Origin of the sequence: Rhodococcus gordoniae, assembly GCF_001646655.1 — a bacterium.
GTDB lineage: Bacteria > Actinomycetota > Actinomycetes > Mycobacteriales > Mycobacteriaceae > Rhodococcus > Rhodococcus gordoniae.
The window spans coordinates 50,462-63,168 of the sequence record NZ_LPZN01000001.1 but is presented as its reverse complement, the minus strand read 5'-3'; the positions used below and the strand labels follow the sequence as shown (position 1 = coordinate 63,168).

12 protein-coding genes are annotated in these 12,707 nt (G+C 62.9%); 11 read left to right on the top strand and 1 reads right to left on the bottom strand.

Annotated features, from left to right (window positions below; genetic code table 11):
• Positions 1–146 precede the first annotated feature (146 nt).
• Positions 147–1,109: a LysR family transcriptional regulator gene (locus A8G18_RS00295; RefSeq protein WP_060651735.1), complete on the bottom strand. Its 963-nt coding sequence runs from the start codon at positions 1,107–1,109 to the stop codon at positions 147–149.
• Between the two features lie 117 nt (positions 1,110–1,226).
• On the opposite strand from A8G18_RS00295, the gene A8G18_RS00290 reads away from it, so the two are divergent.
• The 11 genes from A8G18_RS00290 (at position 1,227) to A8G18_RS00240 (ending at position 12,707) form a co-directional block, all read left to right on the top strand.
• Positions 1,227–2,039: a cyclase family protein gene (locus tag A8G18_RS00290; protein ID WP_081314485.1), complete on the top strand. Its 813-nt coding sequence runs from the start codon at positions 1,227–1,229 to the stop codon at positions 2,037–2,039.
• Positions 2,040–2,041: 2 nt separating this feature from the next.
• A complete protein-coding gene (locus A8G18_RS00285) occupies positions 2,042–3,685 on the top strand; it encodes a thiamine pyrophosphate-binding protein (protein ID WP_060651736.1) in 1,644 nt (547 codons plus the stop codon).
• A gap of 85 nt (positions 3,686–3,770) precedes the next feature.
• Entirely contained in the window at positions 3,771–4,616 is an 846-nt protein-coding gene (locus tag A8G18_RS00280; protein ID WP_060651737.1) for an ABC transporter permease, read from the top strand.
• Positions 4,613–5,434: an ABC transporter permease gene (locus A8G18_RS00275; protein WP_060651738.1), complete on the top strand. Its 822-nt coding sequence runs from the start codon at positions 4,613–4,615 to the stop codon at positions 5,432–5,434. Before A8G18_RS00280 ends, A8G18_RS00275 begins: the two co-directional genes overlap by 4 nt.
• 13 nt (positions 5,435–5,447) lie before the next feature.
• Positions 5,448–6,242, top strand: coding sequence for an ABC transporter ATP-binding protein (locus A8G18_RS00270; protein ID WP_115311553.1), 795 nt, complete (start codon positions 5,448–5,450; stop codon positions 6,240–6,242).
• A 50-nt stretch (positions 6,243–6,292) separates the two neighbouring features.
• Complete coding sequence (locus A8G18_RS00265; RefSeq protein WP_064062269.1) at positions 6,293–7,252, top strand: ABC transporter substrate-binding protein; 960 nt, start codon at positions 6,293–6,295, stop codon at positions 7,250–7,252.
• Between the two features lie 65 nt (positions 7,253–7,317).
• Positions 7,318–8,466: a thiolase family protein gene (locus A8G18_RS00260; protein WP_060651741.1), complete on the top strand. Its 1,149-nt coding sequence runs from the start codon at positions 7,318–7,320 to the stop codon at positions 8,464–8,466.
• Positions 8,463–8,771, top strand: a complete 309-nt coding sequence (locus A8G18_RS23275) for a zinc ribbon domain-containing protein (RefSeq protein WP_060651742.1) — start codon at positions 8,463–8,465, stop codon at positions 8,769–8,771. The genes A8G18_RS00260 and A8G18_RS23275 overlap by 4 nt, the downstream gene beginning before the upstream one ends.
• A complete protein-coding gene (locus A8G18_RS00250; protein WP_280746490.1) occupies positions 8,768–10,387 on the top strand; it encodes an ATP-dependent acyl-CoA ligase in 1,620 nt (539 codons plus the stop codon). Before A8G18_RS23275 ends, A8G18_RS00250 begins: the two co-directional genes overlap by 4 nt.
• Positions 10,388–10,446: 59 nt before the next feature.
• Positions 10,447–11,850 (top strand): aldehyde dehydrogenase family protein, encoded by a 1,404-nt coding sequence (locus A8G18_RS23640; protein WP_064062268.1) that lies wholly within the window; start codon positions 10,447–10,449, stop codon positions 11,848–11,850.
• 62 nt (positions 11,851–11,912) lie between these two features.
• Positions 11,913–12,707 carry an aspartate/glutamate racemase family protein gene (locus A8G18_RS00240; protein ID WP_064062267.1) on the top strand — a complete coding sequence of 265 codons (795 nt, stop codon included), beginning with the start codon at positions 11,913–11,915 and terminating at the stop codon, positions 12,705–12,707.

Genomic DNA, 12,707 nt, shown 5'->3' with positions numbered 1-12,707 from the left:
CGTCATGAATCGGATCACCGTGTTCGGTGAGCTCCACGCACCAGCACCTCACCGATCCGGTATCGCGGGCATCCAGAGGCCTCCGCGAGTTGCACCACCGGAAGTCACGACAGGGTCGGAACAAGCAGAGACCCTCGATTATGCCCTCAGGCCGAGAGCACTCGGTTGACATCGAGAACGTTGTCCCGGGCGATAATCCTTGCTGTGCTGATCAATACATCGATCAAGCTCCGCGCGCTGGCACTCAATGAGCGATCCGAAGGCATCGTGATACCGATCGAGCGCGGAACAGTCGCGAGAGAGGTCGGTAGTAGCGTGAGGTGCTCGTCGCGCGCCCCGATCAACATCGGTAGCGGTGCGATCGCATCGGTGCTGATCAGAATCGGCCGGAGGGTGAGAATCGTCGAGCACTCGATGATGTTCTGAGGCAAGCCCAGCCCTTCGCGTGCGAACAGTTCGTCCAGTTCATGCCGTAGTTGGGTCGGCCGAGCCGGCAGGATCCACGGATAATCCAGCAAGTCGCGAATATCGGGGTTCTCGAGATCGGCGGCGGGGTGCCCTCGCCTCACCACTGCGCGAACGGGTTCGTCGTACAGGCGAATGCTGTGGGTGGCAGTGCTGTACCCCTGCGGGTCGAGCCGACCCACGACCAGGTCGATCTCGTCCCGCGCGAGACAGGTAGCCAGATCTTCCGGCAATTCTTCGATGACCGAAACCGACAACTTGGGGTGATCACGTTTGAGTGCCACAAGGGCCTGTGGCAACAACGAGTACGCACCGGCCAGATTGGTGCCCACCCGTACCGGGCGCACACCGACCCGTTGCATCTCGTCGATGCTCTCGGCGGCGGCGCGCAGCGAGTTCAAAGCCGTCCGCGCGCTCTCGAGGAATATCTCGCCGAGTTCTGTCGGCGCCACCCCTCGCGGCTTTCGTTCGAAGAGCGTCGCCGACAGTACATCTTCGGCCTCACGTACGGCACGGGTGATGGCGGGTTGAGTGACGCGGAGGACCTCCGCCGCACGAACCATACTGCCCTCGTCGGCCAGCGTCGTCAGGAGAATCAAGTGCCGAATCTTGAGGCGCCCGTCGAACATGCGTTGTGGATTCATCCCTTGTCATTCCTCTGAAACATTGACGAAACATTATGTGATCGGTATTACACCCTGGATATACCGGAACGCACTTTAGCATTGGTTTTGCTCTGGCTCCTCTCGCATGATCAGTCCATGAGCTTCTCGTCCACTTCCCCGAGCGCACTGGCCGCTGTAGCGCTTTCGTTGGCTCGCTCCGACATTCGGGTACTCGACTTGACCGCACCGTTGTCGTCGTCGACGCCGGTTCTCCCACTGCCCGAGGGCATGGCTCCGATCCCCCGTTTCGAACTGGAGGAGTTGGCCAGATACGACGACAGGGGTCCGACTTCCTATCAGAACGGTATTCACACCGGTGAGCACGTAGGGACCCATTTCGACGCGCCCTGCCACTGGATCACGGGTGTGGCCCACGGTGACGTCGCCTCCGTACCGGTCGACAGGCTTGTTGCGCCGGCGGTGGTGATAGACAAGACTGCCGAAGTTGCCGAGAATCCGGACTTCCTTCTCGATATCGATGACGTGATGCAGTGGCAGGAAGAGTTCGGCCCCCTGCCCGCAGGCTGGCTACTTTTCCGAACCGGCTGGTCTGCTCGATCCCAACACCAGGAACGCTTCATCAATGCCGATGACAACGGCCCCCACACACCGGGCGTGACGCCCGCTTGCGCGGAATGGCTTGCCAACGAAGCCCCGATCATCGGACTGGGGGTCGAGACGGTCGGCACCGATGCGGGTCAGGCCTTCCGGTTCGAGCCGGAGTTCCCCGTGCATTCGTTCCTGTTGGGAGCCGGTAAGTACGGAATCACCCAGTTGCAGAATCTCGACCGACTGCCACCGGTCGGCACCCTCCTCGTTGTCGCCCCGCTGCGCATCGTCGGAGGCTCTGGGAGCCCAGCGCGCATCCTCGCACTGATCGAAGGCGAAACATCGAAGGAGACCGAATAACAATGCTGGTAAGAGACGCAATCGGGTACGCCCTCGCAGACATGGGCGTGTCCACGGTCTTCGGAGTCGTGGGTAGCGGAAACTTCCACTTCACCAATGCCATGATCGAACGGGGCGCCCGCTTCGTCGCAGCCCGCCACGAAGGCGGTGCCGCCACGATGGCCGATGCGTACGCGCGCATGTCGGGTGAGGTCGGAGTGCTGTCCCTGCATCAGGGCTGCGGTTACACCAACGCGATCACCGGGATCGCAGAGGCGGCGAAGAGCAACACTCCCCTGCTGGTCCTGACGGCCGAGGCCACCGAACCGACCTCGAACTTCTTCATCGATCAGGAAGGAATCGGCAACGGTGTCGGCGCAGTGTCGATGCGTGTCCGGTCCCCGTTGACCGCATTGGACGACGTCACACGCGCTTTCAATCTGTGCCGGGACGGTCAGCGCACCGTCGTGCTCAACGTTCCGCTGGACGTGCAGGACATGCTCTTTCAGGGCAACACCGCAAAGCGCACCTACGTTCGTGCCGCCGCGCCCCAGCCCGCATCGGACGAGGTTGCACGGTTCGCTGAGCTCATCCTCTCTGCCGAAAGGCCGGTCTTCGTGGCCGGTCGCGGCAGCCGATCTCGCGGGTCCAAGGAAGCCGTCCAGGTGCTGGCCGAGCAGGCCGGCGCCCTGGTAGCCACTTCAGCAGTCGCCCGAGGGATGTTCAATGACGACCCGTGGAGCATCGACGTCTCGGGTGGCTTCAGCTCCCCCCTCACCGCCGAGCTGATCGCAGGTGCCGACCTCATTGTCGGGTTCGGTTGCGCCCTCAACATGTGGACGATGCGACACGGCAAGCTGATCGCAGAAGACGCTTCCGTCGTACAGGTCGACACGAACCCCACCGCGATCGGCCGGCACCGCGACGTCACGCTCGGATTGTTCGGCGGGGTTGCCGAAACCGCCGAGGCCACGTCGGCATGGCTCGAGGCGAAGGGTATGACTCATCGTGAGGGCTACCGCACCGCCGAGGTCAAGAGCCGCATCGAAACAGGGCTGCGGTGGAACCAGGTTGCGTTCGACGACGAATCCGGTGATGGACTCATCGATCCTCGAACCCTGTCGGCCACGTTGAACACCATGCTCCCGACCGAGCGGATCGTGTCCGTGGACTCCGGGAACTTCCTCGGCTACCCGAGCATGTACCTCGATGTGCCCGACGAGTACGGATTCTGCTTCACCCAGGCATTCCAGTCGGTCGGACTCGGCCTTGCAACCGGGTTGGGTGCGGCACTGGCACAACCTCATCGTCTGCCCGTCGTGGCGTGCGGAGACGGCGGATTCCTCATGGGCATCTCCGAGTTGGAAACTGCAGTTCGACTGAAGCTTCCGCTGCTCGTCGTCGTATACAACGACTCCATGTACGGCGCTGAGGTTCACCACTTCGGAACGGACGGACCGCCTCTCGACTCGGTGACATTCCCCGACACCGACATCGCTGCGATCGCACGCGGCTACGGCTGCGAGGCGGCCACCGTCCGGAATGTGACCGACCTGCACCCCGTCGAATCCTGGCTTGCAGCAGATCCCGACCGCCCGCTCGTAATCGACGCCAAGATCGTCTCTCGGGAGGGCTCATGGTGGCTCCAAGAAGCATTCGGTCACTGAGCGGAACCGATGCGATGAGACGCGTCATCGAGGAGGGACAGCACGCCCTCCCACCCATTTCACCACGATATTCAGGGGGCACCCAGTGACCAGCACGACGGAGATCACCCCTACTCTGCCGGTGACACTCAGTACGTCCTCGCAGGACCGCTTCCTCCGCAGGACGAACCTCACCCATCTGTTCTGGGGCACGATCGGAGTGCTCGGTTTCCTCACACTCTGGGAACTCGTCGCCCGCCTGCACCTGCTCCCCCGTGACGCACTCCCCCCCGCATCGACGACCTTGGCGCGGGCCGCCGAACTGCTCACCGACCCCGCCTTTCTGACGCAGATCGGTTACACCCTCTGGGCGGCGCTCGTCGGATACGCCATCGCACTGTTCATCGCGGTGCCTCTCGGACTGCTCCTCGGCCTTTCAAATCGCGTCTACGCTGCTACCTCGACCATCGTCGAGCTGGTACGACCTTTGCCCCCTATCGGTCTGGTACCTCTCCTCGTCCTGGTGGCGGGACAAGGCTTGGAGATGAAGTCCGCAGTCGTGGCTCTCGGCTGCGTATTTCCGTTGCTAGTGAATACCATCCACGGTGTTCACTCGACCAATGGTGTCGCACGAGCCACCGCCCGATCCTTCGGGTGGTCCCCCGCGCTCGTGGCATATCGAGTGGTATGGCCATCGGCCGTCCCGTCCGTACTCACGGGTGTGCGCGTAACAGTATCCATCGCCCTGATCCTCTGCATCGGCGCCGAGTTCATCGGCGGAAGCACCACCGGTCTGGGCTCGTGGCTCCTACTACAGAGCATGCTGCCTCAGGGCATCGACTCCGTCTGCGCCGGTGTCATCATCGCCGGCCTCTTGGGCCTGGTCATCAATGCAATCGTGAGCGTCCTCGAAACGAAGTACGCGTCCTGGGCACGAAGGGATGAAGGATGACGACCACACTGAGTTCGACCACTGTCTCCCGATGGTCGAATGCGGCACTCGGATGGACTGCGGCCGCCGTACTTCTTCTCGTCTGGCAACTGGGGGCTGCCAGTGCCCGATCCCCGTACTTCCCCACGCCGATCGACATCTTCGGCAACGTCTACGACCGTTGGTTCTCCGCGGGATTGTCACACGGCATCCTCACCGACTCGTTCTACTCCGACATCCTTCCCAGCATCGGACGGCTCCTGGTCGGATTGGCGATCGCATGGGTAGTGGGCATCACCTTGGGAGTACTTCTCGGCCGGATTCCCGTGCTGGCGATGACCATCGAACCCCTTCTACATTTCATGCGCGGCCTGCCCGGCCCGGTTCTCCTACCCCTGGCCCTGGTGCTGATAGGAACCGGTTCCGCGATGAGGATCGGCCTGATCACCTTCGGCGCGATCTGGCCCGTCCTGTTCAACACGTACAGCGCCGTACGCCAGGTACCCGAAGGATTCGAGGACGCCGCACGATCGACCCGCATCAGCCGGACAGGAATGCTGTTCCGGGTGATCCTGCCCTCGGCGAGCACGGGCATCTTCGCCGGCATCAAAGTGTCGACATCACTCGGTATCATCCTGCTGATCGCATCGGAACTCTACGCTGCGTCGGACGGCATCGGTTTCGGTCTGTCCCAAGCACAGCGCTCGTTCGAGTTCTTGACGATGTGGTCCTACATCGTCGCCCTCTCGCTCCTCGGCTATCTGTCCAACCTCCTGCTCGTACGTATCGAGCATTCCCTCCTGGACTGGCACCGCCTTCGCATGGCCATCGACAACTGATCGGAACACAAACATGGCTAACGCATTGCTCGAGGTCGATAACCTCAGCCACACCTACCACACCGACCGCGGTGAACAGCGTGTCCTGAACGGGCTGTCGTTCTCGGTCGACGACGGCGAGTTCGTCTCGATCGTCGGACCGTCGGGCTGCGGCAAGACCACTCTCCTGCGCACCCTCTCCGGCCTCCTCAAACCGACAGGCGGCACCATCTCACTCGGAGGACGGGTGATCGACGGCGTTCCCGAAGGACTCGCGATGGTCTTCCAGGACTACCGCGCTTCACTGTTTCCCTGGCGAAGAGTTGGAGCCAACGTCGAATTCCCCCTGCTCGGAATCGTCGGAAAATCCGAACGACGCGCCCGCACAGCCGAATCCCTCGCCGCCGTCGGACTCGAGGGAATGGAGGAACGCTACCCGTGGCAACTGTCCGGCGGTATGCAGCAACGTGTCGCAATCGCCCGGGCTCTCGCGATGCAGCCGAAACTGCTACTGATGGACGAACCGTTCGCATCCGTCGACGCCCAGACACGATCGGACCTCGAAGACCTTCTCCTACGGGTACGCGATCGATACGACATGACGATCCTGTTCGTCACGCATGACGTCGACGAGAGCGTCTACCTGAGCACTCGGGTCGTCTCGCTGAGCAAAGCACCGACAGTCAAGACCGCGGACCTGCGTATCCCGCTCGATTTCCCCCGCGACCAGATCCGCACTCGCGAAGAGGAACTGTTCGTCACCACCCGCGGCGAAGTCGCCCGCCTCATCCGGCAAGCGTGTCCCGGCGGCCTGCACGTCGAAGTCTGAGCCCGTCACACCCCCCGAAGTTCCCCCCTCGACCGGAACCTGGAGAACACATGAAGACACGATTCGCACGAGTGTGCGCGGCCGTGGCCACCCTCGCACTGGCCGGCACCGTCGCCGCCTGCGGGGGCGAGACCTCCTCCTCCGGGGCCCCCTCCGAAGACGGCATCACCCGCATGACGCTGTCCATCCCTCCCGTCGGAGATTCTCTGCCGGTGTACGTCGCCCAGATGAAGGGCTACTTCGCAGACAACGATCTCGAGATCGAACTGACCCCGGCAGCCAACGGGGCGACTACGATCAATGCGTTGATCTCCGGCAGCACCGACCTCGCGCTGGTGTCCTACCCGTCGATCATCAAAGCAGTCGACTCCGGTCTGCCCGTCACGATCGCTGCAACAGGCATCGATGGAACAGACGATTACAAGGGCGGCATCTACGTACGGAGTGATTCCTCCGCCGCCACGGCAGCAGACCTGCTGGGCAAGAAGGTCGCTACCCCCTCCCTCGGATCCGTGGGCGACATCTTCCTCCGAGGCGTTCTCCTCTCCGAAGGTTTGGATTACAACCAGGTCGACTTCGTCGAGCTTCCTCAGGCGAACATGGCTACCGCCCTTGCAGCCGGCGACGTCGACGCGGCATTCATCACCGAGCCGACACTGAGTTCCGCCCTCGAGACCGTCGATCTGCGCTCCATCGCATACCAGAACGGCCCGCAGGGTCTCTTCGCCACGTCGGAGAAAGTGATCGAAACCAATCCCGACGCCATTCGTGCCTTCCGCGCGGCGCTTGCAAGGGCCGTCGAAGACATCGAGCTCGATCCTCACGCAGTAGCTGCAGAAACGCTGCCTCGGTTCTCGGACATGGACGAGGACACCGCGCGAAACATGAATCTGCCGGAGTACGTCACCGAGTACGACGCCGAGGACGTCCAATCCGTGATCGACCTCATGGTGGAAGTGGGCATCGTCAAGGAATCGTTCAGCGCCGACAAAATGTATCGATCGCTGTAACTGCGCCGGCTTCCTCACTTCATCACGTCACCTCATCACGTCGATCCACAAGCAAGGACATCATTTTGAGCGGCACAGCACTCGTAGTGGGAACTGGAGAGTCCCCCTACACACGGCACGCCCCGCCAGGGACCACCACCGGATCGGTCATCGCCGACGCTGTCCTGCGCGCACTCGCGGACGCAGGTCTGTCCATCCGTGACGTAGACGGTTTCGGAGTCTCGAGCTTCACCCTCGGGCCCGATCATGCTGTCGACCTCGCTTGGCGAATGGGTCTTCGCCTGACGTGGTTGATGCAGGACACCAATGGGGGTGCGAGCGCAGGCGGAATGCTCCAACACGCCGTACGTGCGATCGAAGCGGGTGACGCCTCCGTCGTCGTTCTTGCTGCCGGTGACGTGATGGACAAAGCAGCGCACGAACGGCTCGTTGCCACGTACAACCGGGCGACCGAAGAACATCTGGCACCGCTGCCGATGTCGGGACCCAACGCACTGTTCGCGCTGCAGACGACACGTCAGATGCAGACCTTGGGTCTCGAGCGAGTGGACTACGGAAGGATCGCCACAACACAACGGACCTGGGCGAGCGCCAATCCTGGTGCTGTATATCGTGACCCGTTGACTCTCGACGAGTACCTGAACGCCCCGATGGTCGCCGGCCCCCTCGGACGATACGACTGCGTACCTCCGGTGACGGGCGCAGATGCGGTCGTGGTCGTTGCCGAACATCGCGCCGCGAAGGGTGGGCCCCGCGCTCGTGTCCTGGCCGTCACCACGTCGTACAACAGCGATGACCAGCTCGGCGACGGACTGGTTACAGGTCTCGCCGCTGTCGGACCACGAGCGTGGGACCTCGCCGGCGTGGAGCCGAACGATGCGGATGTGGTGAGCGTCTATGACGACTATCCCTCCATGGTCGTCGCCCAACTCGCAGATCTGGGGTTCCTGACCCCGGACGAGGACACGAGCAAGTTCATCGCCGAGCGAATTGCGACCCGCGATCTTCCCGTGAACACCTCCGGCGGTCAGCTCTCCGCCGGCCAGGCCGGGTCCGCCGGAGGCATGCACGGGCTCGTCGAAGTCGCGCGCCAACTTCACGGACGGGCACCGGGTCGGCAGGTCGACGCCCGAATCGGTGTCGTCAGCGGCTACGGCATGGTGCTCTACAGGCACGGATCCTGTGCCAATGTGGCGATTCTGGAGGCGGCATGAGCATCATCGTTCAGTCCTGCCGGAACTGCGGCGAACACTATTTCCCGTATCGCCTCGTCTGTCCCGCATGCGGGGAAGCGAGTTTCGCCGACGTCGAGATCGATTCCGGCACCGTCGAGGATGTGGTCCGGACCGCCGCCGACGTGGCCATCGGCACCGTACGGTGCGGGCCGCGCCTGTGCGTCATCGCCCGATTGACGCCGACCGACCTGCGTCCCGGCGCGGTGGTGGCACTGAACCACACGATCACCGACGGTGCCGATCCGGCCGGTTTCGTGCCGGCCCGTACCCCCGGTCTGCAGTGAAAGGAAACCTACATCCAGTGAACAGCAATCGATTTCCCGACGATCTGAGCCCGACCGACATGACGTTGCCGGGCATGTTGAGCCTTCGAGCACGATTGACCCCACACGCTCCCACCCTCATCTTCGGTGAGACCCGCCGTACTGCAGCGGAGATGCGCGAAGCAGTGGCCCGAACCGGGCACATGCTGCACAGTCACGGCGTGCACCGAGGGGATCGAGTGGCGCTGATGTCCTCGAACCGAATCGAGTTGCTCGACCTCATTCTCGGCTGCGCATGGATCGGGGCCGTGGCCGTCCCCATCAATACGGCGGCGCGCGGCACCCAACTCCATCAGGTCCTCAGCAACTCCCAGGCACGTCTGCTGGTCATCGAATCCGCGCTCATCGAGCATGTGCAGGCCATCGCGCCGCTGGAGGATGTGACCGACGTCTGGCTGATCGACTCCCGCCCAGGTCACGACGATCTCCCGTGGCGGACCGTATCGTTGCCCACAGCTACGGAACAGATTGATCCGATTCGCCCCGAACTCGGCGATCCGGCGGTGATTCTGTACACCTCCGGCACCACGGGCGTTTCCAAGGGCGTCGTCTGCCCTCATGCCCAGTTCTACTGGTGGGGCTGCAATGTCACCGCTCAGCTCGGCATCACATCCGAGGACACTCTCTACACCTGTCTCCCCCTCTTCCACACCAACGCACTCAATGCGTTCAGCCAGGCGCTGGTGGCAGGCGCATGCTACGCCGTGGGCCCCCGCTTCTCGGCCTCCCGGTTCTGGGTCGATGCAGCGCAGAACAACGCCACGTTCACCTACCTGTTGGGTGCGATGGTGAGCATTCTCTGCAGCAAGCCCGAAAGCTCCGCCGATCGAGCACACAATGTCCGCGCTGCCCTCTCTCCCGCCACACCGGCAAAGCTGCTCACCCCTTTCCGAGAGCGTTTCGGAGTGACCCTGATCGACGGATACGGCTCTACTGAAACCAACGCGATCATCTCCTCGTCCCGCACCGAGCAGAGGGCCGGATACATGGGACGGATCCAGCCCGGCTTCGTCGCCCGAGTCGTCGACGAGCACGGTCTGGAAGTCGAACCCGGAACTCCCGGGGAACTGCTTCTTCGCAGCGAACAACCGTTCGCCTTCGCATCGGGGTACTTCCGAATGCCCGAAGCTACGGTGGAAGCCTGGCAAGACCTGTGGTTCCACACCGGTGATCGCGTGGCGATCGACGCCGACGGCTGGGTTCGCTTCGTCGATCGGATCAAGGACGTCATTCGTCGACGAGGCGAGAATATTTCGTCGGTCGAGGTGGAGCAGGTACTGCGCCTACATCCGAACATCGACGACGCTGCCGTCTTCGCCGTCGAGTCGGAACTCGGCGAGGACGAGGTGATGGCCGCCGTGGTGGTCGAACCGGGCGTGAGACTCGACTTCGAGGAAGTCACTGCATTCTGCGAGCCCCGCCTGGCCTACTTTGCCATCCCTCGATTCTTCTCGGTGCACCAGGCGCTCCCCCTCACGGAGAACGGGAAGGTGAACAAGAACGTTCTTCGCAAACTCGGAGCCGACGCCGCCGTCTGGGACCGAGAATCCGCCCGTATTCGTGTCAGCGCACCCTGACGGTCACTCGTCCACATCAGCGACTCACCAGGTCCACATCATTCGCAGGAGGTAATCGAGTGCTCGAGTACAAGAACTACATCGGCGGTCGATTCGTGGATGGGACAGGGGCATTCGCTGCTATCGACCCGGCCACCGGACAACCCGCAGCCTGGGTACACGAGGCCGATGTACGCCTCGCCGACCGTGCTGTGGACGAGGCGCACGACATATTCGACCGAGCATGGGGTCGAATCGACAGCGTCGAGAGGTGCGGAATCCTCTACGCTGTCGCCGCAGCTATCGAAGATCATTCCGATGCCCTGGTCGCTGCGGAGGTCACGGATACCGGACAACCGTCGAGCCATGTAACCGAGTTCGACATCGTCCACGCCGCCGCACAGTTTCGTGCCTGTGCCGACGCACTCGCCACTGCGATTTCGCACGTTACGCCCGGCCGCCGTCCTGCGACCTACCAGATCCGCAAACCGCTGGGTGTGGTCGGGGTGTTTCCCTCGTGGCGTCTACCACTCCTGTCCCTGGCCTCCGGCCTCGCTCCCGTTCTCGCCGCGGGAAACACCGCTGTCGTGAAACCGGCGGTCGATACACCGGGGACCGCGACGTTGCTGGCCGGAATTGCCACCGAAGCCGGTCTGCCGGCCGGCGTCTACAACGTCGTGCACGGGTTCGATACAGGGGCGGCATCGGAACGGTTGTCCAAACATCACAGAGTACGCAGCATCCTGCAGGAGGAAGGACGACGGCTGCGACACCGGTCGGCGTCAGGGACACCGGAGCGGGTCACCTGCGTCGCGATCGTATGCGCGGATGCCGACATCGCTGCCGCGGCCGGGAGCATCGCGAGATCGATTGCGTTCAAGTCCGGCCAGTCCGATGCAAGCGTCGATCGCGTGTATATCGACCGGTCCGTGTACGACGAGATGTGCAGTCGCCTGACGGAGATCCTCGACAGCCAACATGCCGGCGCGGACTTCGGACCGCTCATCTCGCGACCACACTACGAAGCGGTAGTCCACGCTTTCGATCGCGCAGCAACATCCGGATCGAAACGCATCACGGAACACGACCCGACCGACGTACCCCGCGACCTGCGTGACGGCTTCTGGATTCGGCCGACTCTCTGGGCGGCGGACGATCTGCCCCGAGCCCGAGCGTTCCAGCGCATCGACGGGCCTACCGCGATCCTCGTACCGTTCGACGACGAGCGTGAATTGAATCGGCGCGCCTTCTGCGGAGAGGGCCGTCTCTGGACCTCGATATGGACAAGGGCTCCCGAGCGGGGTCACGACCTCGCTCGAACGATCGACGCCGACACCGTCTGGGTCGACTCGTGGTTCGTCGACCACCCCTATCTTGCAGAACCTCCGGGAAAGACACACGACATGTATGACGCCGGAGATCCGGCGACGCGAATGAACTCGCACACCCACCTCACCAGAATCTTCTCCTTACCACCGGACTGACCGTCCGATCGCCGGAACACCAGGGTCTCTTCCCGATTCGGCAAAAGAGAAAGGAAGTCACCATGTCAGCACACGCCCCCGTACGTATTCTGTATCAGAGCTACACGGACCCGGCCCTCCACCAGCCGTATCTCTCTCGGCTGGCCGACTACCTTGCCGGGATCGCCGCACCGGGTGTCTCGTTCGAGGTCCGCGGAATCAGCCCCGCAGACACTCAGCTGGGACGTCTGAGTGAGCTACGGTGCAGTGTCCAGTCCATCGCCGGCATCGTCGAAGCGGAACGGGAGGGGTTCGACGCGGTACTCGTCGGGCACTTCCAGGACGCGGGCCTGTTCGAGGCACGGACCGCCGTCGACATCCCGGTCATCGGACACGGCGAAGCCAGCATGCATCAAGCATGCATGCTCGGTGGACGGGTCGGGATCGTCTCCATCGACCCCGTCTACCTCCCGTGGCATCACGAACAGATTCGTCGGTACGGACTCGAATCGAGAGTTGTCGACGTCCGATGCATGCAGATCACCCCCGACGAGGCAGTAGCTGCATACGATGATCCGGCCGGATACGACGCAATCAAAAAGATGTTCCTCGACGCGGCACAGGCCATGGTCCGTGAGAGCGGCGTCGAAGTAGTGATGTCCGCAGGAGGATTGTTCGCATTGCTGAGCGCCACCGACACCGACCTGCAGTTGGACGGCGCCATGGTTGCCAATCCCACCTACCTCGCCGTGCGACAGGCAGAGCTCGCGGTCAGCGTTGCGCGGGCAACCGGCACACCCGTCTCGCGCGGAGGCACATTCGCCCGAGCCACTCCACGTGCAGTGGAAGAACTTCTCACTCTGATCGGAAGGAACTGA